Here is a 26,545-nt window from a genome sequence, read left to right as displayed (position 1 = left end):
TTCGCTCGGCTCAGGGTGACATCGTTCGTATGTGGGGCGCCCTAGCGGTGCCGCTCCTTCCAGCGCCTCGGCGCGCGGCGCTCGAAGACCAGTCCGCGCGGGGTGTCGGCGAGTTGCAGGGCGGTGTAGACCCGCACCCCCTGGAGTTCGAGGCGGCCCCGGGCCCCGGCACTCGTGCGCTCGACCGCCGCCGCGACGGCCACGACGCGCAGGCCGTGGCTCGTGGCGAGGGCCACCGCCTCCAGCTCGGGCCCGCCGCCCTGAAGATGTTCGGTGACGAGCACGACCTCCCCGCTGGGGGGAATCAGGGGCAGCCAACTGTCCACCTCGCCGGGAAGGGCCGCGTCGAGCAGCGTGACCCCGCGTGCCTGCGCGAGGCTGGCGGCCAGAGGGGCCCCGCTCGGCAGCGTGAGCACGGCGTCGAGTTCCGGCAGGGCCGCCGCGAAGACCTGCGCGAGGTCCGCCCACTCCCCCGGTGACATCTGCGCGAGCCGTTCGAGCAGCCGCTCCTCGGACGGCAGGGTGGCGGCGATCATCTCGCGGAACGTGGCGACCATGAGGGGCAGCTTAACGTCTGGGCTCACACACGGCAGTCACCCGCCGGGTGGGGCAAACTTCACACTCCGGGGGGCGAGCGGCAGCCTCCGGCCCGCCCCGCTGGACGCCCCGCGCATGGGGAGGCGTAGGGTAGAGACCTATGCGCGCCACCGCCGCCCCCGCCGCCGTCCGCCACGCCACCGCCGTCGCCGTGGCCGTCACGGCGGGGCATTTCATCAACGACGCCTACGGGGCGATGCTCACCCCCCTGACCCCCGCCCTCCAGGACCGCTTCGGGGTGTCCATCGCCGCCGTCACCCTGCTCTCCTCCGTCTACAGCCTCACGAGCAGCGTGCTTCAGCCCCTGCTCGGCATCGTCGGGGAGAGGTTCGACCGCCGCTACGCCGCCGCCCTCGGCCCGCTGATGACGGGGCTGGGCCTGACGATGATGGGCTTCGTGCCGTGGTTCGGGGCGCTCGTGCTGCTCGTCGCCGCCTCCGGGTTCGGCAGCGGCTTTTTCCACCCGGCAGGGGCCGCCTACGTGGCCCTGAACAGCCCACCCGAGAGGCGGGGGCTGTGGGCGAGTCTGTTCAGCGCCGGGGGCACGGCGGGCATGGCGCTCGGCCCGGTCTTCGCGGGGGTCGGCCTGGAGCATCTGCCGTGGTTTTCCCTGATCGGCGCGGGGATCGCGGCCCTCACCTTCGCGGTCACGCCGTCGGGGCGGGCGAGCGGGCGGCGGGTCGGCCTCGCCGAGTACGCGCGCATCTTCCGGGGGCCGCTCGTGGCCCTGTGGGCGATGGCCGTGCTGCGCTCGCTCGCCAGCATGGGGTACAACGCCATGCTCCCCTTCATCCTGCTGGGTCGGGGCTTCGGGGCGCGTGAGGTCGGGGTGACGCTCGCCGTCTACGCCGTCGCCAGCGCCCTCGGCGGCATCGTCGGCGGGAGGGCGAGTGACCGCTACGGGCGGGTTCCCGTGTTGCGGGCCGCCATCCTCACCACCATTCCCTTCTTCGCGCTGCTGATCTTGTCGAGTCCGGCGAACTGGTGGTTTTACCCGCTCACCTTTCTGGTGGGGGCGGCGGTGAATGCGAGCGTGCCGGTGGGCGTGGTCGCCGCGCAGGAATATGCGCCGGGGCACGTGGCCGTGGCGAGCAGCATCATGATGGGGTTTTCGTGGGGGTTCGCCGGGCTCCTCATCTTCCTGGTCGGGGCGCTGGCGGACGTGACGAGTCCGACGACGGCGGCGCTGGTGAGCCTGACATTGCTCTTGCCGAGTGCGGTGATCGCCTACCGGTTGCCGGAGCCTGGGCGGGGGCGGTTCGAGTAGGGAGGGGGGCAGGGTGACTTGCCACGGTTGGCCCCCACCCCCCCGAGGCGGCTGGGGGAGTTTTCCGCTGCGCTCGGCAAGGGCACACGGGCGGCGTGGGTGGACGGGTTTCTCCGAACGCAAGGTGTGATCTTGTCGCGTCCCATCCGCGAGCCCACCGTCTCGCTGCGCGAGCCGACGTGGCCGTGGGCCAGGAGCGTTTACTCTCTGTCACTCATGGGGCGTCCGCATAGACGTATTGAACAGCGCAACAGCTTTCGCTTCTTGTGCCCCTCCCCCTACTCCCGCCCCGCCCGCTGCCTCCGCACGAACTCCAGAAACTCCTCCTGTTCCAGCGTGTTCACCACCCGCTCCGGCGTCAGGCCCGCCTTGCGCGCGATGAGGACGCCGAAGCGGGTGTCGGTCAGGCCGCCCAGGACGTGCGCGTCGGTGTTGATGGCGAAGGTGAGGCGGTCCCGCCAGCGCAGCGCCTCGCGCCAGTCGAGGTCGAGGCGGTAGGCGTTGGCGTTGATCTCGACGACGGTGCCGTTCGCTTCACACGCGGCGAGCACGGCGTCGAGGTCGAGGGCGTAGCCGGGTCGGCGCAGGAGCAGGCGCCCGGTGGGGTGACCCAGGATGGTGACGAGGGGGTGCGAGGCGGCCCGGATCAGCCGCTCGGTCTGCCGCTCACGGTCGAGGGTGAAGAGGCTGTGGACGCTGGCGACCACGTAGTCGAGTTCGGCCAGTTCCTCGTCCGGGTAGTCGAGCGAGCCGCCCTCCAGAATGTCCACCTCGGATCCCGCCAGGACGGGCAGGCCCGCCGCCTGAAGCTCTCGGACCTCGCGGATGTGGGCGCGCAGCCTCTCGATGCTCAGGCCGTTCGCATAGTGCGCGGCGCGCGAGTGGTCGCCCGTACCCAGGAAGGCGTGCCCGAGTCGCACCGCTTCCTCCACCATCTCCCGCACGGTCGCCGCCCCGTCCGACCAGACCGAGTGCGTGTGGAGCATCCCCCGCACGTCGGCCTCGGTGACGAGTTCGCTGGGCGGAGGCAGGGTCTCCCAGATTCCGTCGTGCTCGGGTTCGCGGTACTCGGCGGGGCGCAAGGGGAGGCCCAGTTCGCGGGCCACGTCCGCCTCAGTAGGGGTGGGGAGGATCACGCCGTCCCGTTTCAGCCCGCGCCCGCTGAGGTCGAGGCCCCTTGCCCTCGCCTCCGCCCGCAATCCCTCGCGGTACTCGGTGCTGCCGCCCATCATCAGGTCCAGGGCGCCGCGCACCTCCGCCGGGCCGTGGGCGATCTCCACGGGCACCCCGTCCACCCGGCCCGCGAGGAGCGGCTTGGGGTCCACCGGGGCCAGGTTTTCGACCACCCCGGCGAGGCGGGCGCTCACCTCCTCGGCGGTGCCCGTCACCGTCACCCGCGCCGCGCGCACCGTGTCGAGCCCGCGCCGGGCGTCCCCCGCCACCCGCGCGCCGAGGTCGGCCAGCCGCCTCGCAAGTCCCAGCGACACGTCGAGCCCGGTGCTGAGGTGCTGGCGTTCCTGCGCGGCGAGGGCGAACTCGACCGCCTCCAGGATGGCCCCCGCACTCTTGGGCCCAAAGCCCTTGAGGGCCGCCACCCGCCCGTCCCGCGCCGCCTCGCGCAGGGTTTCGAGGGAATCCACCCCCGCGTCCCACAGCAGCCGGATTTTCTTGGGACCCAGGCCGCGCACCCGAAATAAGCCCAGCACCCCCGGCGGCACCTGGCTGGCGGCGTCCTCCAGCGGCTCGAAGAGGCCTGTGTGGGCATAGGTCACGAGTTCGGCGGCGATGCTCCGGCCCACCTTGGGGATGCCCGCGAAGCCCGAGGCGACGAGTTCGGCGGGGTCGGTGTCGAGGGCTTCGAGGCTGCGCGCGGCCCCCCGGTAGGCGTTCGCGCGGAAGACCTCCTGCCCGAGCAGGTCGAGGAGGTCGGCGGTGGTCTTCAGGACATTCGTGAACGCCTTGCGGGTGAGGTCAGCCATGCCGCACCCGGCCCTGATAGGTCACGATGCGGGCATCCACGTCACGCAGCTCCTTGATCGCCTCGGTGAAGTGGTAGCCGACCTCCTCGGGCCGGTGCGCGTCGCTGCCGAGCACAAAGCCGATGCCGCGCTCGGCGGCGGCGCGGGTGAGGTCGGGGGCGGGGTAGGCTTCCGCGACGGGTTTGCGCCAGCCCGCCGTGTTGAAGTCGAGGCTGAGCCCGCGTTCGGCGATCACGTCCAGCGCGTGCAGCGCCGCGTAGCCGTCGGGGTCGCGGTGCCCGAACTTCTTGGGCAGGTCGAGGTGCCCGATGGCGTCGAACAGCCCCGTCCTCGCCGCGCCCTCCACGAGCACGTAGTAGTGACGGTAGAGGCTGCCCAGGTCGCGCGCCCCGTATTCATCCACGTACTCGGGGTTGTCGAAGCCCCAGGCGCCGAGGTAGTGGACCGAGCCGATCACGTAGTCCCAGTCGTATGTTTCCAGCAGCTCGGCCACGTACCGCTCGGTGCCGGGGTGGAAGTCGGCCTCCAGCCCCAGCCGGACCTCCAGCCGTCCCTGGAACACCGCCCGCGCCTCCAATACGTTTCCCACGTACTCCCCGAGCTGGTCCCGCCGCATCCGCCACGGCGCGTCGTACCACGCGGGCATGGGGATGTGGTCGGTGAAGCACACGCCGGAGAGCCCCGCGTCGAGGGCCGCCTGGGCGTACTCGCGCGGCGTGCCCGTCGCGTGCCCGCACAGCGGCGTGTGCATGTGGGAGTCGAAGAGGGGCGAGGTCATGGAAGACAGGGTACGGGATGGGGAAAAGCGCGGCGGAAGTCCCACCTTGGTCGTCCCTTGCGCTCAGCCCCTGCCCTCGTCGGGCCACCCGGCGGGAAAATGGGTGGCTGGAAAAATGGCGCGAGCCGCCGCCAGGAACTCCGGCCACCTCTGGGCCCGGTACCGCCGCGAGAGGTGCAGCAGGCAGAGTTGCCCCACCCCCGCCGCCCTCGCCAGGGCCGCCACCTGCGTGGCCGTCGTGTGGTCGTTGCGCCGCGCGAGGTCCGCGTCCTCCGGGAGGTACTGCGCCTCCGCGTAGAGGGTGCCCACCCCCGCCAGGAGAGGTGCGAGCCGGGCCTGCTCCGCGGCGTCCAGCAGAAAGTCGGTCAGGTAGGCGAGGCTCCCCCCCGGTTGTCGGCGCAGCAGCCGCGCCCGCAACTCCTCCGCGTCGTGGGGCGTGCCGTGAACGTCGAGCGTCCCGGTCGCCCCCGCCTTGAGCGCGGCGAGCCACGGGCCCCCCCTCAGCCCGAGGGTTTGCAGGGCCCCCGGGTCCACGCTGACCCGCTCGGGTTCCCGCACCACGTACCCCAGGCAGACGCCCTGATGCCGCAGGGGCACGGCCTCGACGCTGACCTCCGGGGTGGTGAAGAGGGGGCCGTTCACCGGACGTGTGCTCTCCTCGTGCGCCACCTCGAACGCCTCGCGCAGCTCGAAGCGAAAGGACCGGATTTCCCGCCCGTCCACGTCGTGCACATACCACCTTCCGCTCAGCTCGGGCGCGTGGTTCCACCAGTAGCCCCGGAAGCGGTGCGACAGGATGCGCGCCGTGCCGGGCGGGCCCCAGACGTGGTTCTCGCGGCCCGGCAGGTCGAAGGTCGCGCGGAAGAGGCTGTCGAAGCCCGCCACGTGGTCCATGTGCAGGTGCGAGAACAGGACGTGATCCACCGCCCGCACCTCCGCGAAGGGCAGGGTGTCCAGCGTCCGCGCCCCGCAGTCGAGGAGTAGCCGCGTCTGCCCCTGCCCGGTGTCCGCCGTCACCCACAGGGCGTTGTCCTCCGCCGGACGCCCCAGGACCTGAGCCTTCAACATGGGTCTCAGGGTAGACGACACGCGGGCCCACTCCCGGATGCATCTTTTCTCACCCACTGCGTATACTCATGCCCTATGACGAAGGCCCCCTCTTCTCGAAGAGCTGCGCGGGCCGGAAATGACGGGCAAACGGCGATTCCCGCCGCACCCTCACCGGCGAATAATCCTGCGCTCTTCACCCCCGAGACGCTGCCCGCACCGGTGCTTGCCGGGCGCGACTTCCTGAGCAACCTCGACATGACGGCCCCCGAGCTGCGCGCCGTGCTCGACACCGCCCACTCGATGCGGCGGGGAGAGTGGCGCAGCGTCAAGCCCCTGAGTGGTCTGAGCCTCGCCCTGGTGTTCGAGAAGGCTTCCTTACGCACCCGCACCACCTTCGACGTGGGGATGTATCAGCTCGGCGGGCACGCGATCACCCTCTCGAATACGGAGATCGGCCTGGGCACCCGCGAGCGCGTCTCCGACGTGGCGCGCAACCTGGAGCGCTGGGTGGACGGGGTGATGGGCCGCGTCTACCTCCAGCAGACCCTCCACGAACTCGCCGACCACGCCTCGATCCCGGTCATCAACGGGCTGTCGGACATGCTGCACCCCGCGCAACTCCTCGCCGACTACCAGACCATCGAGGGGGAGTTTGGCCCCGACCTGAAGGGGCGGCGCGTCGTGTACATCGGCGACGGCAACAACCTCGCCAACAGCCACATCCACATGGGCATCCTGACGGGCACGGACGTGACGGTCGTCACCCCGGTCGGCTACGAGCCCAACGCGGGCGTGCTGATGGACGCGGTGCGGGCGGGGGTGCAAGTCACCCTGACGCACGACCTCGCGGCGGTGGAGGGCGCCGACGTGCTCTACACCGACGTGTGGATCAGCATGGGCCAGGAGGCGGAGGCCGACATCCGCCGCCGGGCCTTCCGGGGCTATCAGGTCACGCCGGGGATGCTGGAGACCATCGCCCCCCACGGCATCTTCCTCCACTGCCTGCCCGCCCACTACGGCGAGGAGACGGTCCCCGAGGCGACCGAGCACCCCAAGAGCCGCGTGTTCGACCAGGCGGAAAATCGCCTGCACGCGCAAAAGGCGCTGCTGTACCACCTGATGGGGGAGATGAGGCCGAGGTGGTGAGAGACTAAGGACATGACGGGGGGTGAACGCGGCTTGACCGGCGTGGGGTCGGAGTATGACCCGACGCAGATGCTGCTTGCCAGGATGTATGTGCCCGATGACTTCCCACACGTCATCTATCGGCGCGCAGATTGGCCGGGGTGGCCGCCGGATCCAAGTTTTATCTCTTTCACACGGCAAGGCGACACGTTGATCGAGATGGCGGCCTGGGAACCCTACGACGTGCCCATTCTGCAAGCTGGACAGGTCGGGACTGTCCTGATCATTCCCCTCTGGCCCAAAAGGTGGCAGCATCTTAAACCGGGGCAGACGCTGAACTGGCGACATGCCCCTCTCTCCGCTCAAGTTCTGCAAGGCATTCAGAAAGACGGGATCGTATGACTCAACCCCGCATCTTCATCGACGGCGAGGCCGGAACCACCGGCCTGCAAATCCGCCAGCGCCTCGCCGGGCGCCGCGACGTGGAACTCCTGAGCATCGACCCCGCCCGCCGCAAGGACCCAGAGGCGCGGGCCGCACTCCTCAACGCCGCCGACCTCAGCATCCTCTGCCTGCACGACGACGCGGCGCGCGAGGCCGTCGCGCTGACCACCAACCCGGGGGCCCGGCTCCTCGACGCGAGCACAGCACACCGGGTCGCCGAGGGGTGGGTCTTCGGCTTTCCCGAGTTGAATGCGGAGCAACCCGAGCGCATTCGTACCGCCCGGCGGGTGAGCAACCCCGGCTGCTACAGCACGGCGGCCATCGCCCTCCTCGCGCCCCTGACGGCGGCGGGACTGCTGTCAGGAGATCACCCGGTCGCCATCCAGGGGTTCAGCGGGTACTCGGGCGGGGGCCGCGCGCTCGTGGACGCCCACGAGCAGGATCAACCCCACCCCATGCGCGGCGCATACCTCAGCTACGGCCTGAACCTCGACCACAAGCACCTGCCCGAGATCATGCGCTACGGCGGCCTGACCCGCACGCCCATCTTCACGCCGAACGTGGGGGCGTGGGCGCAGGGGATGACCGTCACCATTCCGCTGCACTTGGAGCCGCTGGGGGTCTCCGCCGCCCGGCTGCACGAAGCCCTGGCCGACCATTACGCGGGCGGACGGTACGTGCGGGTTGTCCCCATGTCCGAGAACCCCACCATCCTCGATCCGCAGGCGCTGAACGGCACGAACGACATGGAACTCTTCGTCTACCCCAGCGCGGACGGGGCGCGGGCCGTCCTCGCCGCCCGCCTCGACAACCTGGGCAAAGGGGCGAGCGGGGCGGCGGTGCAAAACCTCGGCGTGATGCTGGGGCTGGGCGAGCCTGCCCCCTGGGCCCTGGCATGAGGCTGTCCTTGACATGAGGATCAGCAAGGACACCCGGCTGTGCATGTCCCTGGCGGGCCGCCCCGGCAACTTCGGCACCCGCTTTCACAACGCCCTGTACGAGGAGCTGGGCCTCGACTACATCTACAAGGCGTTCACGACGACCGACCTGCGCGGGGCCATCGTCGGCATTCGGGCCCTGGGCATCCGGGGGTGCGCGGTCTCCATGCCCTTCAAGGAGACGTGCGTCGAGTACCTGGACGAACTCGACCCCTCCGCCGCCGTCATCGGCTCCGTGAACACCATCGTGAACGAGGACGGGTATCTGCGCGCCTACAACACCGACTACATCGCGGTGTCGAAGCTGCTCTCCGGCGTGCCCACCGACTCCACTTTCGTCCTGCGGGGCAGCGGCGGCATGGCGAAGGCGGTGGCGTACGCCATGCGCGACGCAGGTTTTTGTTCGGGCACCATCCTCGCCCGGAACGAGAGGGCGGGACGTGCGCTGGCGGAGGCGTGCGGCTATACCTGGCGCCCTGACCTCGACCCCGCCGGGGCCGACCTGCTCATCAACGTCACGCCGGTCGGCATGGCGGGCGGCCCGGAGGCGGACGACCTCGCCTTCCCGCCCGAAACCATCGAGCGGGCACAGACCGTCTTCGAGGTGGTGGCCCTCCCGCCCGAGACCCCGCTGATCCGCCACGCCCGGACACTCGGAAAGAGAGTCATTACCGGGGCTGAGGTCGCCGTCTTGCAGGCGCTGGAGCAGTTCGTCCTCTATACCGGGGTTCGACCAACCGACGAGCAGGTGGAGCGGGCGGCGGTATTGGCGCGGGGCTAAAAGGGCTTCATTCTCCCTCTCCCCTCGCGGGACTCGTAGAGCCGCTTGCGGAGAGGGTTGGGGTGAGGGGGAGGCGAGCGGCCCTACCGCTGAGAGGATGCCTCCGCCTTCCCAATGTCGCTGGGACGCTCTGCCCGCTCACCCCCTCCCAGCCTCCCCCCTCAAGGGGAAGGAGAAAAAGTGTCACCTCTGGATGTCTTGTCTCACCTCTTTCCTGCGGAGCTTTACAAGTCCACCACGTGCGAAGTCACCCGAATCTCCCCGTACGCCCCCTCCTGCTCGGCGCTGAAGGACCCCTCCTTGACCCCCTCCAGCAGCGCGGCGAAGTAGGTCGTGCGCTCGCCCCAGTCCTGGGCCGGAACCCCCCGGAAGGTGAAGGTCCGCAGCCGCACCCCGAAGGCGCGCAACGCCCCCAGCGCGTCTGCCAGCGTCAACCGCTCGCGGGCGAGCAGGGGCACCTCGACCTGCCGCACGGCGCTCTGGGCGGCCTTCACCAACTTGGCGAGGCTGCCCTGCGGGTTGCGCTTGCGCTCGCGGCGGGGGAGGTCGAGCGGCACGGCGCGGGCCGGAATCAGCCCCTCCCGTTCCCGCCTCCGGGCGGCCAGGAAGCCCACCAGCGCGTCCAGCTCCGCCAGCGCTTCCACCCCCTCGATCACGTCGTCCAAAGGGTCGTCGGGGAGGTCGCTGGGGTCAATCTCCTCCGGCTCGGGCTGCGGCAGCAGGAGGCGGGCTTTCAGGGCGATCACGTTCGCCAGCGCAGGCAGCACCTCCGGGTGCGCCTCCGCGAAGGCCGCGCCGCCTTGCCCGGTCAGCGCGGCCACCCACGCCAGCACGTCCCGCGTGAGGACGAGCAGCGGCACCTCCCCCGGCTCCACCCGCCCCGCCCGCAGCGCCCCACCGAGGTCCGAGAGTGACCCCTCGAACTCAGGCAGGCGAACGACGAAGCTCTCCGGAACGGGCGGGGGAGGGGCGGCCAGAACGGTCAAGCCTTTCCCCCCGAGTCCCGCGCACCGCGTTCTGCCTCCCTCACAACTTCAAAAACCCCACCTTCTCCCGCGCCTCCCCCATCACCGGCACGGCGATCTCGCGGGCCTCGCGCGCCCCGGTCGCCAGAGCGTCGCGCACCCGGTCGGGGTCGGCCCGCAACTCGGCGGCCCGCTCCTGCACCGGCGTCAGCTCGCGCCGCACGCCCTCCATCAGCATCTTCTTGCAGTCCACGCAGCCGATCCCGGCGGTGCGGCAGCCCTGATACACCGTCTCGATGGTGGGGAGGTCCGAAAAGAGCTTGTGGTAGTCGCCGATCAGGCACTTGTCGGGGTCGCCGGGGTCCGAGCGGCGCACGCGGGCGGGGTCGGTGGGCGCCACCCGGAGCTTTTGCCAGATCGAGTCGAAGGGCTCCAGGATGCCCAGGGTGCTCGTCTCGCCCTTGCTCTTGCTCATCTTGCCCTGGCCGTCCACGCCGGGAATGCGCAGGGCGTCTTTCGCCAGCACGGCCCTGGGCTCGGGGAAGGTCTCCCCGAAGGCGTGGTTGAACTTGCGGGCGATCTCGCGCGTCAGCTCGATGTGCTGCACCTGATCCTCGCCGACGGGCACGGTGTCCGCCTTGTACAGCAGGATGTCGGCGGCCTGGAGGACCGGGTACATCAGGAGTCCCGCCGGAACGCTCTCCAGTTGCCCCGCCTTGTCCTTGTACTGGGTCATGCGCTCCAGCTCGCCGACGGGGGTGATCACCGTGAAGAGCCACGCGAGTTCGGTGTGCTCGGGCACGTGCGACTGGGCGAAAAAGATGACTTTGGCGGGATCGAGGCCCACCGCCATGTTCGCCAGCGCCATCTCGAAGGTGCGCTCGGCGAGGCGGGCGGGATCGTAGGCGCCGGGGTTGGTGGGCGCGTGGAGGTCCACGACGCAGTAGATGGAGTTCTTGCCGTACTCCTCGCCCAGCCGCACATAGTTCTTCATGGCCCCGAAGTAGTTGCCGATGTGGGGATCACCCGTCGGCTGGATTCCTGAAAACACGCGCGGCATACGCGGGCGATTCTAGCGGGCGCGGCGGGGCGGCGTCTTGCGCCGAATGACGGGGGAAAAGAAAAGCGGCCCCCGTCTCCGGAAGGCCGCCTCTGGGGGTGGAGCTTCAGCGGTTGGTGCCGCTGGTGTTGCCGTTGGAGGCGCCGCCATCCGCCGGGGTCCCGGTGGAGGAGGTGCCCGTCCCCCCGTTCTGGGCAGGAGCGTCCTCGCCGTTGCCCGCGCCGGGCGTCGCCGGGGTGGTCGCGGCGGGGGGCTTGGGCGCCTGGGCCGCCACCCGCTTCTCCTGCGCGGCGAGCACCTGCTGGAGGTTGTTCACGGGCTTCAGGGTGGCGATCTCCTTGGCGAGGTACGCCTGACCCGCCTCCTGCCGCTTCTGGGCGAGCACCTGATCGCGGATCTGGCCGCGCACCGCCGCGAGGGGCTGCACGGTGGCGGGCTTGAGGTCGGTCACGTAGGCCACCACGAAGCGGTTGCCGACGGGCACGACCTCGCTGAGGCTGCCCTCGCCCACGTCGCGCAGGTTCTTCGAGGTGAAGATCGCCGCGTTCAGTTCCTCGCCGAGCGTCTCGCCGCCCGCCGTCACGCTGCCGCGCTCGCTGACCGTGCCGCCCGCACGCGCCGCGGCGGTGACGAAGCTGCCCTGGCCGTTCCAGCCCTGCCGGAAGGCGCTCGCCCGTGCGCGGTCGGGGAAGCTCGCCTCGTTCACGGTGGCGCTGCCGGGCGTCTGGAACTGCGCGCGGTTCTCGGTGTAAAAGGCCTGAATGTCCGCGTCGGTGACCCGCACGTCACGTGCGCCGTACGCCGCCAGGGCCGCCGCGAGCTCCTGGCGGGTCCCGGCCAGGGGCAACTTGCGGTCCTGCACGATCTTCTGCGCGCCGTAGCCGCTGATCAGCCCCTCGACGACCTGCGGCTTGAGGATACCGTTCACCAGCCCCGCTGCCTGCTCGCCGGGCACCTGACCCAGGAGGGAGGCGAACTGCTGGTTTTGTACGACCTGCGACACCACGTCCGAGTAGGGAATCTTCTGACCGGCGACCTGCGCGACCGTGGGGTTCTGGGTCTTCCAGTTGGGGTCCACGGCCTCGATCTCGGCATTCCGTTCGAGGTCGGTGATCCACCGCTCCACGACCGCGTTCTTCTTCTGCTCGGTCACGGCGGTGGTGGCGTCGGCCTTGGCCTCGGCGAAGGGCTTGACGGCGGGCGGCAGGAAGCGCTCGACCTTCACGATGTAGAACTTGCCGCCGCTCTCGATGACGTCGGTCACCCCGCCCTGCGTGAGGGCGAAGGCCGCCGTGCCCACCTCGGCGGGCAGGGCCACCTGCGCGACCGGGCGGGGAGCGCCGTTCTCGATGGGACCCAGTGCCCCACCGCGGTCCTTGAACTCGGTGCTGTTCTGGCTCGCCAACTGGGCGAAGTCCGCCCCGCCCCTCGCCTGCGTGAGGAGGCTCTGCGCCTTCGCCCGGTCGGCCACCACGATCTGACGGCCCACGATGCGGGGGTCGCTCTGGAAGGCCTGTGGGTTGAGGTCGTAGTACGCCTTGGCCTCGGCGTCGGTGGCGGGGGCGGCGGTCTTCTGGAGTTCTTCGACCTTGCGCTGGATGGCGATCTGGTCGCGGACCTGCGCGCGGTAGGTGGCGTCGGTGAGCCCGGCGCCTTGCAGGGCGTCGGTCCAGGCCTTGTTGTCGGTGAGGTTGTTCGCCTCGCGGACCTTCTGGACCTCGGCGTTCACGTCGGCGCGGCTCACGTCGATGTCCCGCACCGCCTGCTGGAGAAGCGAGCGCTGCGCGGCCTGCGACACGACGAAGGTCTTGAAGTCGTCGGCGAGGACGCCGGTGTCCACGCTGCCGAGCACCGGGTTGCCGCGGCGGATCGCCTCGAGTTCCTCGACGGTGACGGTCTGGCCGTTTACCCGCAGGGCGGGGGTGCCCTGCTGGCGGTTGCCGAACAGGCTCCCCACGTTGGGCGTGAACTGGTAGGCCATCCCGACCACCAGCAGGAGTGCGAGAACGCCCAGGAGGACGTTCACGACCTTTTTGTTCTTCACTTGATCTCCTTGGAAACGCGTGCTAGGTTACCCGTGCCTTGCGCCCGTAGCTCAGTTGGATAGAGCGTTGGCCTCCGGAGCCAAAGGTCACAGGTTCGAGTCCTGTCGGGCGCGCCATCCATCCGACGAACGCCACCCTCCGGGGTGGTGTCTTCGTTATCGCCCCGTCCGGTTAAACCGGGGAGAGTGACGGGTGAGTTCCGAAGACGCACGCGGGCGATTCTAGCACGGGGCCGCGGGGACGCATGAAGCGAAAAAGTGCCTCCAGCACGCGCTTTTTCGCTTGTGGTCTCATGCCTTCCGCCCGTGGCTTCCCTCCCCCGGGCCCCCCGGACCTGCCCGGCCCGCGTCTCCCACCTGTACCCTGGGCCTATGGACGCCCTCACCCTGCTCGCAGGCCTGCCCGGCAGCTACGCCGGACCCACCCAGCCCGAACCCGGCCCGCACGCGGTGATCGGGGTGGGAGAGGGCACGCTCGCCGCGCACCTCGCGGGGTTGCTCGTCTCCGGCACGCTGGCCCGGGGCGGCACCCAGTTCGTGATCGGGAGTGCGGACGCGGCGGACCCGGCGCGCGACTACGCCGACCTCGCCGAGGTGGCGGGGGCGAACGTGCGGCGCGTGAGCACGGGCGGCTCGCCCAGCGAGGTGGACGTGCTCGTGCCCGGCGGGTTGAGCACGACCTACCACGCCGCCCAGTACGTCGCCTATGCGGGCGGGCACGCCGATCAGGCGCGGGACGCCGAGCGCCTCCTCGCGGGGTTGCGGGACCGCTGCGCCCCACAGGTGACCGGGGACAACCCCGCCCGCGACCTCGCCTGGACCCTGTGGGGCCGCACGCCCCTGCTCCTCGCCGCGCCTGACGCCGACGCCCTGCCGCACGCGTGGCAGACCCTCCTCGCGCGGGTGGGCAAGACGCTGGCCGTTCCCGTCCTGGGAGACCCCCTCCCCCTCGTCACGGGCGCCTTCGAGGCCCAGCACGAGAAGGGGGACGCCAAGGTCGCCCTGATCCTCGGCGACCCCGACCCCGCCCTGAACATCGCCCGCGAGGTGCTGGAGAGCCGGATAGACGAGGTGGTGGCGGTGCCCTACCCGCCCGGCGTGAATCCCGCGCACCCCGGCGGGTACGCCGCGCAGCTCGCCCTGTGGTACCTCGGCGCCTGGGTGGCCGCCTACCTCGCCGAGCGGTACGGGGCGCGGGGGGAGGACACCCCCGTCCTCGCCCGCGCACAGGCGGCCCTGGCGGGGGAGGGGGACCCGGACGCCCTAGGCCTGGCCGCCCCCCGTGAGCGGGACGACCTGCGCCGCACCGACCTTGTGCGCGACTGGCGAGGGGACGCGGCGGACGAGGACGACCTCGACGAGGACCTGGACGAGGACGAGCTGGACGACGAGCGCTGAGGCCGGGCGGCTCAGGCCACCGCGAGCGCCTCTACCTCGACCCGGTCGCGCCCGGCGCGCTTGGCCGCGTAGAGCAGGGCGTCGGCGCGCTCCAGGGCGGTGGCCGCCGGGTGGGCCCCGGCGAGGCCGAGCGACACGGTGACGTGCAGGTCGGGGTGGCCCGCGCGGGCGCCCACCTCCTGGGCTACCCGCGAGCGGACCTCCTGGGCCAGTTCCTCGGCACCCGGGGTGCTCAGCCCGCGCAGCAGCACCGCGAACTCCTCCCCGCCGAGGCGGTAGGCGAGGCCGCGCCCCCCCAGGGCGTCACGCAGCACGGCGGCGGTGGCCTCCAGCACCCGGTCGCCGGTGTCGTGGCCGCGTGTGTCGTTGACGAGCTTGAAGTGATCGAGGTCGAGGAGCAGCACGTGGGAAATGCCTTCCGGGCTCAGCAGGGCCTCGTCGAGCGCGCGGCGGTTGCCCACGCCCGTGAGCTTGTCGGTGTAGGCGAGGTCGGTGAGCACCTCGGCCCGCTCCAGCGCCCGGAGCTGCGTGACCGTGATCGCCTGGGAGGCGAGCATCCCGACCGTCTGCGCCGCCGTGAGCAGCAGGGCGACGCTCGCCGAGTAGCCCGCGTCCCCGGTCGCCAGGTAGGCCCCGTACGCCAGCGGCAGGTTGCTCGGGGCGAAGATGCCGAAGGGCACCCACCAGCGCACCCCGGCGTTCTCCACGTCCCGGGGAATGCCCCGCATGGCGAGGGCGCACAGCCCCACCACCAGCCCGAGCGTGAGGGCGTGCACCGGGGCCCGCTCGCCCCCGCGCCAGACCTCGTACACGACGAGGGGCAGCGCCACCGTCACCCCGGCGGGCACGCCGCCCCCGACGGTTGCGAGCGCCACGGGCACCGCGCGCAGGTCGAGCGCCACCCCCCCCGCCAGCGGCACCGCGTTGGCGATCAGCACGAAACTGCTCGCCAGGGTGAGCAGCGCCCGCAGCGCGATCTGGGTCCACGTCCAGGCGTGCTTGAGGGAGCGCAGCGTCCACCCCACCAGGAAGGTCGTGGTGCACAGCACGCAGAAGTTGACGAAGAGGTCGTTGAACATGGGAGTCGGGTCCGAGCCTCCCCAGCGTACCGCCCGGGCCGTCACTTCTTCCTGACATCCCGCAGGCAGGGGGGAGGGTGCGCCCCCGGTTCGGCCATCCGGGACACGGCCCCCGCCACCTCAACGGGGTCGGACGGCCAGTTCGGGCGCCGCCGGGGAGCGCCGTCTCAGGGGCCGTCCGGCCTCCGACTCCGGGGAGAGGAGGCGCGGCACCTCGGCAACCTCGCGCCGGGTCCGGCGGCGCAGGTCGAACCGGGGGCGTCCGTCTGGAGAGGTCACGCCCGAACGCTGGGTGCGCCGGTCTGATGTCGCGACCTGACCGCTCCGGCGGGGTGGGTCATCACGGGCCAGACCCGGCCCCGCCCCTCCGCTGGCGGTCGGGAGGCCCACATGGACGAAGGGGACGCGAGCGACCGGACGCGGCGGAGTCTCGCCCTCGCCCTGGCGGGGGTGCGGCGGCACCCCGACCCGGAGTGCGCCCGGGTCCTGGGCCGATTGCGGCGGGAGTTCGTCGACCTGCGCGGCGCGATGCTCGCCTCCCGGCTCGACCCGGCCCGTGCCCAGCGGCAGATGAGAGAGCTGGGCATCGCCGCCGAGGGGGTGTGGCGCGACCTCACCGCCGCGCCCGGGGGCGGGGGCGTGGAAGAGGCCGCCCCGACGACGCCCGCGCGCTAGCCCTCTGCCAGCGCGAGTTCGGGCACGCGGCCTTCCGCCCCCTTCCCCTCCAGCCCGAGCAGGTGACGCACCGCCGCGCTCCAGCCCTCGTCGTCGAGCACCCGGTACAGGTGCGCCCACTGCCAGCGGCGGTAGGCGTCGGCGGCAGCCTCCAGCCCCGCCTCGTCCGCGTGGGCATCGGCCAGTGGGTTGGGCGGCGGCGAGGCGAGGTGATGGCGGGTCAGCGCCCCCTCCAGCTCGGCGAGCGTCTTGGGCCCCAGGGCGAAGGCCACCCGGCCCCCGGCGAGCCAGCGCCGCAGGTCGCCTTCCCCCGGCAGGGCGTACAGGATCAGCTCCCCGCCGGGGTGCGCCTCGCCGGGAGAGACGAGCGTCAGGCCCGGCACCTGATCGCGCAGGTAGGCGGCGACCGGACTGTTTGTGGAGGGACTGCTCGCGGAGGGCCCGTCCGCGTAGGCCGCCGACCCCGCCTTCAGGTGGCGCATGGCCTCTTTCGGGTCGAGGCGGGGCAGAGGCGCGGCGCCCGCCGCGCCGCCCGCCAGCCCCAGGCGCCCCGGCGCCCGCAGCGCCTGACCGTGCAGCTCCAGCCGGGTCCGCCCGCGCCACTCGCTCGTGACGAGGTGGGTGGCGAGGTCACGCTCGCCGGGGGTGTCGTCGCGCTCGCCGTGCTTGATGCCGCGCAGGGGCCCGACTTGGAATTGCAGGCTGTCTCCCCGCTTGCCCACGAGGCGGGTGCCCGCGAGCGGCTCGCGCACGTGCCACAGCGGCGGGGCGTGCCCGGTGCCGTACGGCTCGAAGGCGGCGGCCTCGGTCACCAGGCCCGGGGTGGCCCCCAGGCTGGGAAGCGGCGCGTCGAGGCGGTACTCGGGCACCGGGGGCGGGAACTGCCGGGCGTACTCGTGCAGCCGCCCCCGGAAGGCCGGGAGGTTCGCCGGGTCGATGGCGAAGCCCGCCGCGCCGGGATGCCCCCCGTACCGTTTGAGGAGGTCGTGGCTGTAGCGCAGACCGTCCACCGCGCTGATCCCCGGCGTGCTGCGCACCGAGCCCTTGCCCTGCGCGACCACGAAGACGGGCTTGTGGAAGGTCTCCACCAGCTTGCTCGCCACGATGCCCATCACCCCCGCGTGCCAGTCCTCCCGGGTCACCAGGATGGCGGGCGAGTCGGGATCGGCGATCTCCAGCGCCTGCGCGAACATGCGGTCCTGAATGGTCCGGCGCTCCTGGTTGCGCGCCTCCAGGTAGGTGGCGAGGGTCGCCGCCTCGTGCTCGCCCGGTGCCAGCAGCAGCGCGAGCGCGAGGTCCGCCTCCCCCAGCCGCCCCGCCGCGTTCAGCAGCGGCGCGAGGAGAAAGGCCACGTCCCGGGCACTCGGGCGCTCGACCCCCTTGGCCTTCAGCAGGGCCCGCACGCCCGGCAGCCGCGACTCCGCCAGCGCCGGGAGCCCCGCCCGCACGAGCGCCCGGTTCTCGCCGACCAGGGGAGCCACGTCCGCAATCGTGCCCAGGGTCGCGACCCCCGACAGCTCACGCGGTTCGGTCAGCCCGAGTTCCGAGCGCACCGCCCACAGCAGGTGGTAGGCCACGCCCGCCCCCGTGAGGTTGTGCAGGGCCGGGTCGTACCCGGTCGTCAGGCTGGGGTGCACGACCAGGCACGCCGGAAAATTCGGCCCCGGCGCGTGGTGGTCGGTGACGATGACCTCGACGCCGCGCGCGAGCAAAGCCCCCACCTCCTCCAGATTGGTCACCCCGCAGTCCACCGTCACGAGCAGGTCGCAGGCGGCGGCGTGTTCCTCCACGCGGTCCGGGTGGAGGCCGTAGCCCTCGTTCAGGCGGTGAGGGATGAAGCCGTGCACGTCCGCTCCGAGGTCGCGCAGCCCCAGCACGAGCACGGCGGTCGCACTCACCCCGTCGGCGTCGTAGTCGCCGTGGATGCGCAGGCGCTTGCGCGCCCGGACCGCCGCCACGATCCGGCGGGCGGCCTCCCGCAGCGCCGGGTTGGGCGTGGGCGTGAGCGGCGGGTCGAGGTGGGTGGGCGTCAGGCCCCGTCCGTGGAGCACCTGCGCGAGGGGAGGCGACACCCGCCAAGCCCGCATGGCGTCCAGCAGGGCCGCGCGGCTCGCCGGGGGAGAGAGCAGCCAGCGGGCCTCCGGGGGAGGGGGGGGCTTCACGCGCTCCTCGCCGGGGGAGTGGCGGGCTCGGACGGGGGCAGGGCCGGCAGCGCCCCCAGCCGCGCCTGGAGGGTGGCGGTGAGGCGGTGTTCGAGCAGCTCGCGCTCGCGCCGCGCCCGGCGCACCCGCCGCCGCGCCTGCCACAGGGGGGGCAGCAGCAGCAGCAGGACGTACCCCCCACCCAGCGCCGTGAACACGGCGACCGCCACCCCGGCGGGCAGGGCGAGTTCTCCCTGACCCAGCGGCAGGGGCAGCCGCACGGGCGCCGGGTTCTCCAGGGCGACGAGCAGCAGGTACGCCGCGAGCGCGAGGAGCAGCAGCACCTGGATGAACCCCACGAGTCGCATGGGGCCAGTCTAGCGCCGCAGACGTGCGCCGCGCCGCGCAGGTGTCCGGCGGGACGCGACGGTGGGAGCTCCTCAAGGACGTGGGCGCTGCGGGATGCACAAGGCGGAAGGCCAACCGGGAACCCCCTTGACCCTCCGCCCTCGACTTCTGCACTTTCCACAACGAAAGAAGGCCCCGCGTGGGGGCCTCCTGGGTGCGGCGGCGGGCTTAGAAGTAGAACTTCAGGCCGGCCTTGACCGCGTTGCCAAAGCCGCGGGCGGCGGTGCCGTCCTGAGCGGCGCCGAGGCCCTTGTTGGTGAGGTAGTAGCGGGCGTCGGCTTCTGCGAAGGCCGAGATGCTGTCGGTGATCTGGAAGTCCACGCCGATCAGGGCGCTGAGGTAGGTGTCCGTCACGTTGCCGGTCGCGGCGGTGTCGCGGGTGCGGCTGCTCGTCAGCCCCAGGCCCGCGCCCGCGTAGGGCTGGAAGCGGCCAAAGGTCGTGCCGATGGTCGCGTTCACGTCCGCCGAGATCGCGTTGGGCCCGGGGCGGTAGTCGGCGGCCACGCGGGCACCAATCGGCCCGATGATCTGGGTGCTGCCGATCACGCCGCCGAAGCTGGCGCAGAAGTTCACCTGGCGCCCGTCCGCGTTCGGGATGTAGCAGGAGCCCAGGCTGCCCGGGTTGGCCGCGCCGACGCTCACCCCGGCGAACAGGTTGCCGCGCGTGGGGGTGGTGGCGACGGGCGTCGTGTCACCGATCACCACGGTGCTGGGAGCGGGCTCCGTCGTGGTGGTGTCGGCGGGCGTCGTGGTCGTGGGGGCGGGGGTGGTCGTCGCAGGCGTGGTCGCGGCGTTGCGGGCGGCGGCTTCCAGCGCGTCCACGCGGGCCGTCAGGGCGGCGGTGTCCGCCGTGCCCGCGGCGGGGGCGGTGGGGAGCGCGCGCACGGCGGCCTCCAGCGCGTCGATCCGGGCGGTCAGGGCGGCGGTGTCCGCGCCCCCGGTGCCCGTGCCGGTGCCCAGGGCGGCGATGCGGCCCTCGAGCGCGGTGATGCGGGCCTGCTGGTCGGCGCTCAGGCGCTCCAGGTCGGTCACGCGGGTGGTCAACGCGGCCAGCTCGGTGCTGACCTCCTGGATGCCGCGGGTGATCGTGGTCAGGTCACCCTGGCTGAGGTTGCCGCTGCTCAGGCCGCCGCCCTGGAGCAGGCGGTAGAAGATCAGGGCGGCCTGGTAGCGCGTCAGGCTCTCGTTGCCGCGGAAGGTGCCGTCCGGGAAGCCCTGGATTAGCCCGCGCTGCACGATCACGTCCACCGCGTCCTTCGCCCAGTGCCCGGCGGGCACGTCGCTGAACGTCGTGACCTGGCTGGGGGTGGCGGTCGTGGTCGCCGGGGTCGTGGTGGCGGGCGTGGTCTGGGCCGGCGTCGTCTGCGCCGGAGGCGCCTGGGCGGGGGTGGTCTGGGTGGCGGGTGCGGCGGGGGTGGTCGTGTCCTGGGCGCTGGCGGCGCCGACGCTGAGGGCCAGGGTGGACGCGATGATCAGGGACTTGCGCATGGGTTCTCCTTTACCTTCGCACGGGCACGGCCCTAGCCGCCCCGGTGCATGGGTTTACCGTAGGCAGCCCGCGTGAGTGCCTTGTGAAGCTGCCTGACTGAACCTTGGGGACTGCGTTACAGTTCGTGGAAAAGCCGACAAAAAGCCCACCGAATGAGGAAAGCCTGAAGACGAGCGCGCCCGCATGAGCCTCCGAGACCCGGCTGCGGAGCCCTGACCAACCTCATCCATGAGAAAGCTTGAGGGAGCTTGAGCGCGTGGGTTCATGAAGCCTCTCTCATCCTGGTGTCCGGACGGGTGAGGGGCTGGCCGGATTTCTCATCAGCGTCGGCAGCCTGGGTCGGCGGCCCAGGTCCCTATACTCGCTCCCATGACCCAGATTCACGTGCGCGCTCGACCCGGGGACGTGGCCGAGTACGTCCTGCTGCCGGGCGACCCCCACCGCGCCCGCCGCATCGCGCAGGGGTACCTGGAGGGCGCGACGCTCTACACCGAGCACCGCCAGCTCCTGGGCTTCACGGGCACCTACCGGGGCGTGCGGGTGAGCGTGCAGACGACCGGGATGGGCTGCCCGAGTGCGGCCATCGTGACCGAGGAACTCGCCCGGCTGGGGGCGCGGACCTTGATCCGGGTGGGCACGCTGGGCGGCGCGACCCCGGCGGTCAAGCCCGCCGACCTCGTGGTCGCCACCGCCGCCGTGCCGAACGACGGCACCACCCGGCAGCTTCTGGGAGGCGCTCCCTACGCTCCCGCCGCGAGCTTCGAGGTCGTGGAGGCCGCCGTCCGCGCCGCCCGTGAACACGGGGTCCCGCACCACGTCGGTCTGGTGATGACCGAGGACGCCTTTTACGCGAGCACGCCCGAACACGCCCGGCTGTGGGCCTCGCGCGGGGTCCTGGGCTTCGAGATGGAGGCGAGCGCGATCTTCCTGGTGGCGGCGCAGCGTGGCCTGCGCGCCGGGTGCCTGACCGCGTGCAGCAACGACATCGGCGACCCGCAGCTCGTCCCGGACGACGTGCTCGCGGGCGGGGTGGACCGGATGATCCGGGTGGCCCTGGGCGCCATCGTGACCCTCGCGGGGGGGTAGGGGGAGGCGACCCTTTCTTTTCTCCCGACCTCCCCGTGGCAGGATGAGGGAATGACGATGCTCGACGAGATCGAATTCCGCAACCTTCAGCTCGACCAGCACGGGCCCATCGCGGTGCTGACGGTCACGCGGCCCAAGGCGCTCAACGCCCTGAACGCCGACACCCTCAACGAACTCTCGCAGGCGGTCGAGGCCGTCATCGAGAATCCGGAGGTGGGGGCCCTGATCGTCACCGGGGGCGGCGACCGGGCCTTCGTGGCGGGGGCGGACATTCAGGAGCTGTCGCAGCTCGACGGGGTGTACGCGGGCCGTGAACTCGCCCTCGCCGGGCAGGACGTGATGCATTCGGTCGCCAGCCTGCCCATTCCCGTGATCGCCGCGATAGGCGGCTTCGCGCTCGGGGGCGGCCTCGAACTCGCGCTCGCGTGCGACGTGCGGGTGGCGTCCCCGAACGCGAAATTGGGTCTGCCCGAGGTCTCGCTGGGCCTGATTCCCGGCTTCGGCGGCACCCAGCGGCTCGCGCGGCTGATCGGCTCGGGGCGGGCGCTCGACATGATGCTCACGGCGCGGCAGGTGCCCGCCGAGGAGGCGCTCGGCATGGGGCTGGTGAACTACGTGGCGGACGATCCCCTCGCCAAGGCGCGCGAGGTGGCCGAAGCCATGCTGAAAAACGCGCCCATCGCCCTTTCGCTCGTGAAGGAGGCGGTGCGCCGGGGGCTCGACACCACGCTGGAGGCGGGGCAGGAGGTGGAGGCGGACCTCTTCGGGATGACGGTCGCTACCAAGGACTTCCGCGAGGGAACCTCGGCCTTCCTCGCCAAGCGCCGGGCGGCCTTCCAAGGTGAGTGAGTCGAGGCGGCAAACGCCCGGGAACGAACGGCCAGAGTTGGAGGACAGCATGTCGGGAGAGCAGAAGTTCACCCTCAGCGTGCAAGACGGCACCGTGCAGGACGTGGAGAGCCGCCACCCCGAGGCGGCACTCGCGATCCCCGTCAACGGCGCGCGGGTGGTGGAGTACACGACCCCCCGTGCCAAGCTGATCGAGGAGGCGCACCGGGCGATCCGCGCCGACCTCGCCGACTACCCCCGGGCGCTCGCCGCGTACGAGGCTGTGCGCGGCGACCCCGAGGCCCTGGCGCACTGGGACATGGCGAACTACATCACCATGCGCAAGCTCGGGTACAACGACCACGGGCGCGTCCACGCCTTCATCACGGGCGCGGCGAGCATGGCGATCACCGAGCTGCTGCTGGAGGCGGGGGTCAAGCCCGACCTGATGGAGTCGGGCGTGGGCGACCCCGACGACGTGTTCCTGACGGTGATCCTGGGGACGATGCTCCACGACATCGGCAACCAGATCCACCGGGTCGGCCACGAGGGGCACGGGGTCGCGCTGGCGCTGCCGATCCTCGACCGGATCATGGGCCCCCTCTACCCCGACCCCTTCAAGCGGATGAAGGTGCGCTCCTTCATCCTGGGGGCGATCAACTGCCACGACTTAGGCCCGCCGCCGCTGACGCTGGAGGGCGGCATCACGGCGGTCGCGGACGGCACCGACATCACCAAGGGGCGGGGGCGCAAGGCCTTTGCGCTCGGCAGCGTGGACATCCACTCCATCAGCGCGCTCGCCGTCGATCAGGTCGTCATCGAGCGCGGGCGCGACATGCCGGTCCTCATCAACGTGACCATGAACAACTCGGGCGGCATCTTTCAGGTGGAGGAGGTGCTCGCCCCCAAGGTGATCCGCACGCCCATGCGCCGCTTCGTCGAGCTGCGCGCCTCCATCCGCCCGCAGGGGGAGGCCCAGATTCTGAGCCGGGTGCGGCTCGACGGCGACCACTTCGTGATGGACCTCGACAGCGGCGAGCGCGTGGTCGCCGAGGTGCAGGACACCCAGAAGAAGGTCACCGACGCCATCGCGCAGAACCTGGGCATAGGCAGCGAGCGGCGGTAGGAAAGGCCCGGCCCCCACCTGTACGAAAATCGGCCCGCGCCCTTCCCCTGCCCGCTCTACACTGGGGGGGTGAAGAGGGCTTGGGCCGTGGGTCTGTCTGCCGCCGCGCTGCTGGGCGGCGCGCTCGCGTTGGGGGTCGCCGTGGGGGACGGCGGGAAACTTGCCCCCGGGTTGAGGGTCGCCGGGGTGGACGTGGGTGGCCTGACCCGCGAGGAGGCGGCCCTGGCCCTGAAGGAGCGCGGCGCCGCCCCCCGCGTCACGGTGACGGCGGGCTCCCGCACCTGGACGGTGGGAGCCGACCGACTGGGCTGGCGGGCGGACGTGGGGGCGAGCCTGGACGCCGCCGCGCGGGCGGGCTCGGAGCGCAACGTGTTCGAGCGCGTCCGGGCCTGGATCGGCCAGGCCCGGGTTCAGGAGTTCCCGCTGGCGACGAGGGTGGACGCCGCCCAGGCCCGCGCGGGGCTCTCGGCGCTCACCCGTGAGGTGAACACCCAGCCGAAGGACGCGACCGTCTTCTTCGACAAGGCCATCCTCCGCTACGCCGTGACCCCCGACGCCCCGGGCCGCCGCGCCGCCGTGGAGGTCGCCGCGAACGCCTACGCCGCGAACCCCGCCCTGACCACCCTGACGGTGCCCGTGACCGAGTGGAAGGCGCGGCACACCGCCCAGGCCGTGCGGGCGCACGTGGAGCGCGGCAACCGCCTGATCCGGCCCCTGACCGTGCGGCTGGAGGGCACGGACCTCACGGGCGAGCTGAGGCCCCTGCAAGTCGCCAACCTGTACTGGGTGCGCGGGTCGGGCGTCGTCCTCGACGACGCGATGGTGCAGGCCGTCTTCGAACGCTTCACCGGAGAGATGGACCGACCCGCGCAAAACGCCCGCTACGTCCAGCGGGGCGGTGAGTTGGTGAGGGTGGGGGAGAAGGCGGGCCTCGTCACCAGCCGGGAGGCCGCCCTCGCCGCCTTCCGCAAGGCCATTCTCGACCCGGCGGTCACGACGCTCGTGTTTCCCAGCGAGGTGAGCCGTCCCACCCTGCGCCTTGCCGAATTGCCCGACCCGCAGGGGCTCGAACTCATCGCCACGGGGCGCAGCACGTACTACCGCAGCAGCCCCGAGCGCCGGGCCAACGTCGCCGTCGCCGCCGCGAAGATCAGCGGGGTGGTCGTGCCCGCCGGGGAAGACTTCAGCTTCCTGAACGCCCTCGGACCCATCACGCCCGGCAACGGCTTCGTGGGCGGGCTGATCATCAGCGGGGGGCGCACGGTGGACGGGCTGGGCGGCGGGGTGTGTCAGGTGTCCACCACGGCCTTCCGCGCCCTGTACTCGGCGGGGCTGCCGGTCGTCGAGCGCAATCCGCACTCCTACCGGGTGAGCTACTACGAGCCGCAGGTGGGCTTCGAGGCCGCCGTGTACGACCCCGGCGTGGACCTCAAGATGAGGAACGACACCGGGGCTCCCCTCCTGATCAAGACGGTGAACGACAACGCCCGCAGCACGCTGGCGGTGCAGGTGTGGGGCGTCAAGCCGGAGCGCACGGTCACCGTCCATCCCGCCGTGATCCTCTCGCGCACGCCGCACCCGCCCGCGCAGTACGTGGTGAACCCGGAGATGCGCCCGGGTGCCCTGCGGCAGGTGGACTGGGCGCAGGACGGCTACAAGCTCTACATCACGCGCACGATCAAGGACGCGGCGGGCACCCGCACCGACAAGGTGAGCACCGAGTACAAGCCCTGGCGCGCGGTCTACGAGTTCGGCCCGCGTGGCTGAGCGTCACCGGGGCGCCTTCCCCGCCAGCCGCGGGGGGACGAGCCGTTCCAGCAGCGTCACGAGGTCCGGGTCCATGAACTCGTACTCGTCCGGGATCCCGAGGGTGAGGAGGCGGTCATCGGACAGGGCACCTTTGATCTTCGGGCGTATCCAGTCGCGGTGCCCCTTCTCCATGCATACCGCCACATCCGCCCACTCCAGCAGGTCGCGGGTGAGGGGCGTGTTCGCGTCCCGCGCCGTGCCCGCCGAGGCGACCTCCCAGCCGGGGTGGGTGCGGAAGAGGGCTTCGGCGGTGGGGCTGCGCAGCCGGTTCCGGGTGCAGACGAACAGCACCCGGAGAGGCCGCGCCTCGCCACTCACGGCTCCTTCCCCTGCGTCAGCCACTGCGCTTCGAGGTCGGCGAGGCTGGCCGGAGCGTGTGCCCTGGCCCACGTCGCGGCGGCCTCCACGTCGTAGGCGGTGCGGCGGAACTCGGCGGCCCAGGTTCCCTGGCGGCGGGGGAGGAGCACCCAGCGGGCAAGGGGCAGGCCGTCCTTCTGACGGCTGACGGGTCCGGCGTTCACCACCGTCACCCCGTCCACCACGCTCAGCATCTCGCGGTGCGTGTGCCCGACGACGCAGACGCGCCCGCCCGAGTCGAAGGTGAAGCCGCCCAGCCTCTCGCGCACCTCGCGGAAGCGGGCGGGGCGGGTGTGCTCGCCCACCTCCGTCAGCATCAGGTCCTCCCACGGGCTGCGGGGGCTGCCGTGGGCTACGCGGACCTCGCCGTCCGCCACGTCGAGGAAGGTGGGCAGGGCGGCGAGGAGGCCCGGCACCTCGGGCGGAAGCTGGGCGAGAAGCCACGCGCGCAGGGTCTCCTTGCCCGCGCGCAGCCCGGCCACCCGCTCGTCGGTGTTGCCGCGCACGCTGGGCGGGGCGTATTCACGCTGAAGAGCCCACGCGCCTCCCGGGTCGGCGGCCCCCCACACCGTGTCGCCGAGGTTGAGCACCCGGTCGGGCGCCGCCTCCCGCACGTCGGCCAGCACCGCCTCCAGCGCGAGGTGGTTGCCGTGAACGTCGCCCAAGACGGCGAGCCTCATGTGCGTTCCCCCTACTGCGGCCTGCGGATCGCCGCGAAGATCAGCCCGAAGAGCGCGCAGGTGAAGACGATGGCAAACAGCGAGGCGGTGGGGTTGAAGGTGAGGCGCAGGGCGTCGCCCGTGAAGCGGTAGACGGCGTAGGGGGCGAGCCACCCGAGGGCGTAGAGCAGGGCGCGGCGGGGGTAGGCGCGGGTCGCCGCCGCTTCCGGGAACATGCGGGCCGGAACGATCATGGCGGGGATCAGGAGGAGTTGGGCGAGCCAGAACCACACGGGCAGGTTCCCGAAGCCGTACTCCACCCCGGCGAAGACCACGTTCAGGGCCGCGATGAGGAGGCCCGTCACGAGCATGGAACGAAGCAGCAGCGAGTTCACACCCGGCATGTTCGCACAGCCTGCCCCCCGCTTCCGTGTCGCCTGGGGCCGCCCGCGGGTTGTGGCT

General features: G+C 71.8%; 26 protein-coding genes and 1 tRNA gene. 12 read left to right on the top strand and 15 right to left on the bottom strand.

The annotated features are described in order from the left end of the window. Positions 1-41 precede the first annotated feature (41 nt). The gene (locus A7B18_RS11855) at positions 42-557 is read right to left on the bottom strand and encodes a hypothetical protein (RefSeq protein ID WP_102126909.1); all 516 of its coding nucleotides are present in this window, start codon (positions 555-557) and stop codon (positions 42-44) included. A gap of 140 nt (positions 558-697) precedes the next feature. Here A7B18_RS11855 and A7B18_RS11850 point away from each other — a divergent pair, with 140 nt between their 5' ends. Then, positions 698-1,864: an MFS transporter gene (locus A7B18_RS11850; RefSeq protein ID WP_102126908.1), complete on the top strand. Its 1,167-nt coding sequence runs from the start codon at positions 698-700 to the stop codon at positions 1,862-1,864. Positions 1,865-2,142: 278 nt separating this feature from the next. Here the strand turns inward: A7B18_RS11850 and A7B18_RS11845 are convergent, their stop codons facing one another. From A7B18_RS11845 to A7B18_RS11835, 3 genes are all read right to left on the bottom strand, one after another. Continuing rightward, positions 2,143-3,843 carry a DNA polymerase/3'-5' exonuclease PolX gene (locus tag A7B18_RS11845; RefSeq protein WP_102126907.1) on the bottom strand — a complete coding sequence of 567 codons (1,701 nt, stop codon included), beginning with the start codon at positions 3,841-3,843 and terminating at the stop codon, positions 2,143-2,145. Then, positions 3,836-4,621, bottom strand: coding sequence for a histidinol-phosphatase HisJ family protein (locus tag A7B18_RS11840; protein ID WP_102126906.1), 786 nt, complete (start codon positions 4,619-4,621; stop codon positions 3,836-3,838). The genes A7B18_RS11845 and A7B18_RS11840 overlap by 8 nt, the downstream gene beginning before the upstream one ends. Before the next feature lie 63 nt (positions 4,622-4,684). Next, a complete protein-coding gene (locus A7B18_RS11835; protein ID WP_102126905.1) occupies positions 4,685-5,689 on the bottom strand; it encodes an MBL fold metallo-hydrolase in 1,005 nt (334 codons plus the stop codon). Positions 5,690-5,764: 75 nt separating this feature from the next. Here A7B18_RS11835 and argF point away from each other — a divergent pair, with 75 nt between their 5' ends. Genes argF through A7B18_RS11815 form a run of 4 tightly spaced genes read left to right on the top strand, consistent with a single transcriptional unit; the run spans position 5,765 to position 8,959 of the window. Next, on the top strand, positions 5,765-6,817 hold the full coding sequence (gene argF / locus A7B18_RS11830; RefSeq protein ID WP_102126904.1) for an ornithine carbamoyltransferase: 1,053 nt from the start codon (positions 5,765-5,767) through the stop codon (positions 6,815-6,817). A 12-nt stretch (positions 6,818-6,829) separates the two neighbouring features. Beyond that, positions 6,830-7,198 (top strand): hypothetical protein, encoded by a 369-nt coding sequence (locus A7B18_RS11825; RefSeq protein ID WP_102126903.1) that lies wholly within the window; start codon positions 6,830-6,832, stop codon positions 7,196-7,198. After that, entirely contained in the window at positions 7,195-8,139 is a 945-nt protein-coding gene (argC, locus tag A7B18_RS11820; protein WP_102126902.1) for an N-acetyl-gamma-glutamyl-phosphate reductase, read from the top strand. The genes A7B18_RS11825 and argC overlap by 4 nt, the downstream gene beginning before the upstream one ends. Before the next feature lie 13 nt (positions 8,140-8,152). Next, complete coding sequence (locus tag A7B18_RS11815) at positions 8,153-8,959, top strand: shikimate 5-dehydrogenase (protein ID WP_102126901.1); 807 nt, start codon at positions 8,153-8,155, stop codon at positions 8,957-8,959. Between the two features lie 224 nt (positions 8,960-9,183). On the opposite strand, the gene A7B18_RS11810 is transcribed toward A7B18_RS11815, so the two are convergent. From A7B18_RS11810 to A7B18_RS11800, 3 genes are all read right to left on the bottom strand, one after another. Beyond that, entirely contained in the window at positions 9,184-9,945 is a 762-nt protein-coding gene (locus A7B18_RS11810; protein ID WP_102126900.1) for a segregation and condensation protein A, read from the bottom strand. 40 nt (positions 9,946-9,985) lie between these two features. Next, the gene (trpS, locus tag A7B18_RS11805) at positions 9,986-10,984 is read right to left on the bottom strand and encodes a tryptophan--tRNA ligase (protein WP_102126899.1); all 999 of its coding nucleotides are present in this window, start codon (positions 10,982-10,984) and stop codon (positions 9,986-9,988) included. Positions 10,985-11,090: 106 nt separating this feature from the next. Further along, the gene (locus A7B18_RS11800; protein WP_102126898.1) at positions 11,091-13,028 is read right to left on the bottom strand and encodes a peptidylprolyl isomerase; all 1,938 of its coding nucleotides are present in this window, start codon (positions 13,026-13,028) and stop codon (positions 11,091-11,093) included. A gap of 40 nt (positions 13,029-13,068) precedes the next feature. Here A7B18_RS11800 and A7B18_RS11795 point away from each other — a divergent pair. Together A7B18_RS11795 and A7B18_RS11790 are read left to right on the top strand one after the other, a co-directional pair. Next, positions 13,069-13,145, top strand: a tRNA-Arg gene (locus tag A7B18_RS11795). A gap of 255 nt (positions 13,146-13,400) precedes the next feature. Then, positions 13,401-14,426, top strand: coding sequence for an SIS domain-containing protein (locus A7B18_RS11790; protein WP_102126897.1), 1,026 nt, complete (start codon positions 13,401-13,403; stop codon positions 14,424-14,426). An 11-nt stretch (positions 14,427-14,437) separates the two neighbouring features. Here A7B18_RS11790 and A7B18_RS11785 read toward each other — a convergent pair whose 3' ends face one another. Then, complete coding sequence (locus A7B18_RS11785) at positions 14,438-15,505, bottom strand: GGDEF domain-containing protein (RefSeq protein WP_102126896.1); 1,068 nt, start codon at positions 15,503-15,505, stop codon at positions 14,438-14,440. Between the two features lie 120 nt (positions 15,506-15,625). Continuing rightward, positions 15,626-15,784, bottom strand: a complete 159-nt coding sequence (locus A7B18_RS21985; RefSeq protein ID WP_180970132.1) for a hypothetical protein — start codon at positions 15,782-15,784, stop codon at positions 15,626-15,628. 111 nt (positions 15,785-15,895) lie between these two features. Between A7B18_RS21985 and A7B18_RS11780 the strand changes: the two genes are divergently transcribed. Then, on the top strand, positions 15,896-16,180 hold the full coding sequence (locus A7B18_RS11780) for a hypothetical protein (RefSeq protein WP_102126895.1): 285 nt from the start codon (positions 15,896-15,898) through the stop codon (positions 16,178-16,180). Here A7B18_RS11780 and A7B18_RS11775 read toward each other — a convergent pair. The 3 genes from A7B18_RS11775 to A7B18_RS11765 form a co-directional block, all read right to left on the bottom strand. Further along, positions 16,177-18,267, bottom strand: a complete 2,091-nt coding sequence (locus tag A7B18_RS11775; protein ID WP_102126955.1) for a single-stranded-DNA-specific exonuclease RecJ — start codon at positions 18,265-18,267, stop codon at positions 16,177-16,179. The genes A7B18_RS11780 and A7B18_RS11775 overlap by 4 nt on opposite strands. Before the next feature lie 71 nt (positions 18,268-18,338). Beyond that, positions 18,339-18,689: a lipopolysaccharide assembly protein LapA domain-containing protein gene (locus A7B18_RS11770; protein WP_102126894.1), complete on the bottom strand. Its 351-nt coding sequence runs from the start codon at positions 18,687-18,689 to the stop codon at positions 18,339-18,341. Positions 18,690-18,897: 208 nt separating this feature from the next. Next, positions 18,898-20,217, bottom strand: a complete 1,320-nt coding sequence (locus tag A7B18_RS11765) for an S-layer homology domain-containing protein (RefSeq protein ID WP_102126893.1) — start codon at positions 20,215-20,217, stop codon at positions 18,898-18,900. A gap of 370 nt (positions 20,218-20,587) precedes the next feature. Between A7B18_RS11765 and A7B18_RS11760 the strand changes: the two genes are divergently transcribed. From A7B18_RS11760 to A7B18_RS11745, 4 genes are all read left to right on the top strand, one after another. Continuing rightward, positions 20,588-21,304, top strand: coding sequence for a phosphorylase family protein (locus A7B18_RS11760; RefSeq protein WP_102126892.1), 717 nt, complete (start codon positions 20,588-20,590; stop codon positions 21,302-21,304). Between the two features lie 51 nt (positions 21,305-21,355). Next, positions 21,356-22,153, top strand: a complete 798-nt coding sequence (locus tag A7B18_RS11755) for an enoyl-CoA hydratase/isomerase family protein (RefSeq protein WP_102126891.1) — start codon at positions 21,356-21,358, stop codon at positions 22,151-22,153. A 49-nt stretch (positions 22,154-22,202) separates the two neighbouring features. After that, on the top strand, positions 22,203-23,258 hold the full coding sequence (locus A7B18_RS11750; protein ID WP_102126890.1) for a phosphohydrolase: 1,056 nt from the start codon (positions 22,203-22,205) through the stop codon (positions 23,256-23,258). A gap of 69 nt (positions 23,259-23,327) precedes the next feature. Further along, on the top strand, positions 23,328-25,025 hold the full coding sequence (locus A7B18_RS11745) for a VanW family protein (RefSeq protein ID WP_102126889.1): 1,698 nt from the start codon (positions 23,328-23,330) through the stop codon (positions 25,023-25,025). Positions 25,026-25,028: 3 nt separating this feature from the next. Here A7B18_RS11745 and A7B18_RS11740 read toward each other — a convergent pair whose 3' ends face one another. The 3 genes from A7B18_RS11740 to A7B18_RS11730 are packed head-to-tail and all read right to left on the bottom strand — an operon-like array spanning position 25,029 to position 26,487. Continuing rightward, positions 25,029-25,385, bottom strand: a complete 357-nt coding sequence (locus A7B18_RS11740) for a low molecular weight protein tyrosine phosphatase family protein (protein ID WP_180970131.1) — start codon at positions 25,383-25,385, stop codon at positions 25,029-25,031. Further along, on the bottom strand, positions 25,382-26,104 hold the full coding sequence (locus A7B18_RS11735) for a metallophosphoesterase family protein (protein WP_102126888.1): 723 nt from the start codon (positions 26,102-26,104) through the stop codon (positions 25,382-25,384). The genes A7B18_RS11740 and A7B18_RS11735 overlap by 4 nt, the downstream gene beginning before the upstream one ends. An 11-nt stretch (positions 26,105-26,115) precedes the next feature. Beyond that, positions 26,116-26,487, bottom strand: a complete 372-nt coding sequence (locus tag A7B18_RS11730; protein WP_342747171.1) for a hypothetical protein — start codon at positions 26,485-26,487, stop codon at positions 26,116-26,118. Between the last annotated feature and the right edge of the window lie 58 nt (positions 26,488-26,545).

Origin of the sequence: Deinococcus planocerae (genome assembly GCF_002869765.1) — a bacterium.
In the GTDB taxonomy this organism is placed as follows: domain Bacteria; phylum Deinococcota; class Deinococci; order Deinococcales; family Deinococcaceae; genus Deinococcus; species Deinococcus planocerae.
The sequence above is the reverse complement of the archived record's forward strand: the minus strand, read 5'-3'. Positions and strand labels throughout refer to the sequence as shown.

Coding starts and splice junctions, on each gene's coding strand:
- A7B18_RS11855 (WP_102126909.1), bottom strand. CDS start 557: ATGGTCGCCACGTTCCGCGAGATGATCGCCGCCACCCTGCCGTCCGAG.
- A7B18_RS11850 (WP_102126908.1), top strand. CDS start 698: ATGCGCGCCACCGCCGCCCCCGCCGCCGTCCGCCACGCCACCGCCGTC.
- A7B18_RS11845 (WP_102126907.1), bottom strand. CDS start 3,843: ATGGCTGACCTCACCCGCAAGGCGTTCACGAATGTCCTGAAGACCACC.
- A7B18_RS11840 (WP_102126906.1), bottom strand. CDS start 4,621: ATGACCTCGCCCCTCTTCGACTCCCACATGCACACGCCGCTGTGCGGG.
- A7B18_RS11835 (WP_102126905.1), bottom strand. CDS start 5,689: ATGTTGAAGGCTCAGGTCCTGGGGCGTCCGGCGGAGGACAACGCCCTG.
- argF (WP_102126904.1), top strand. CDS start 5,765: ATGACGAAGGCCCCCTCTTCTCGAAGAGCTGCGCGGGCCGGAAATGAC.
- A7B18_RS11825 (WP_102126903.1), top strand. CDS start 6,830: ATGACGGGGGGTGAACGCGGCTTGACCGGCGTGGGGTCGGAGTATGAC.
- argC (WP_102126902.1), top strand. CDS start 7,195: ATGACTCAACCCCGCATCTTCATCGACGGCGAGGCCGGAACCACCGGC.
- A7B18_RS11815 (WP_102126901.1), top strand. CDS start 8,153: ATGAGGATCAGCAAGGACACCCGGCTGTGCATGTCCCTGGCGGGCCGC.
- trpS (WP_102126899.1), bottom strand. CDS start 10,984: ATGCCGCGCGTGTTTTCAGGAATCCAGCCGACGGGTGATCCCCACATC.
- A7B18_RS11790 (WP_102126897.1), top strand. CDS start 13,401: ATGGACGCCCTCACCCTGCTCGCAGGCCTGCCCGGCAGCTACGCCGGA.
- A7B18_RS11785 (WP_102126896.1), bottom strand. CDS start 15,505: ATGTTCAACGACCTCTTCGTCAACTTCTGCGTGCTGTGCACCACGACC.
- A7B18_RS11780 (WP_102126895.1), top strand. CDS start 15,896: ATGGACGAAGGGGACGCGAGCGACCGGACGCGGCGGAGTCTCGCCCTC.
- A7B18_RS11775 (WP_102126955.1), bottom strand. CDS start 18,267: ATGCGGGCTTGGCGGGTGTCGCCTCCCCTCGCGCAGGTGCTCCACGGA.
- A7B18_RS11770 (WP_102126894.1), bottom strand. CDS start 18,689: ATGCGACTCGTGGGGTTCATCCAGGTGCTGCTGCTCCTCGCGCTCGCG.
- A7B18_RS11765 (WP_102126893.1), bottom strand. CDS start 20,217: ATGCGCAAGTCCCTGATCATCGCGTCCACCCTGGCCCTCAGCGTCGGC.
- A7B18_RS11760 (WP_102126892.1), top strand. CDS start 20,588: ATGACCCAGATTCACGTGCGCGCTCGACCCGGGGACGTGGCCGAGTAC.
- A7B18_RS11755 (WP_102126891.1), top strand. CDS start 21,356: ATGACGATGCTCGACGAGATCGAATTCCGCAACCTTCAGCTCGACCAG.
- A7B18_RS11750 (WP_102126890.1), top strand. CDS start 22,203: ATGTCGGGAGAGCAGAAGTTCACCCTCAGCGTGCAAGACGGCACCGTG.
- A7B18_RS11735 (WP_102126888.1), bottom strand. CDS start 26,104: ATGAGGCTCGCCGTCTTGGGCGACGTTCACGGCAACCACCTCGCGCTG.
- A7B18_RS11730 (WP_342747171.1), bottom strand. CDS start 26,487: ATGCCGGGTGTGAACTCGCTGCTGCTTCGTTCCATGCTCGTGACGGGC.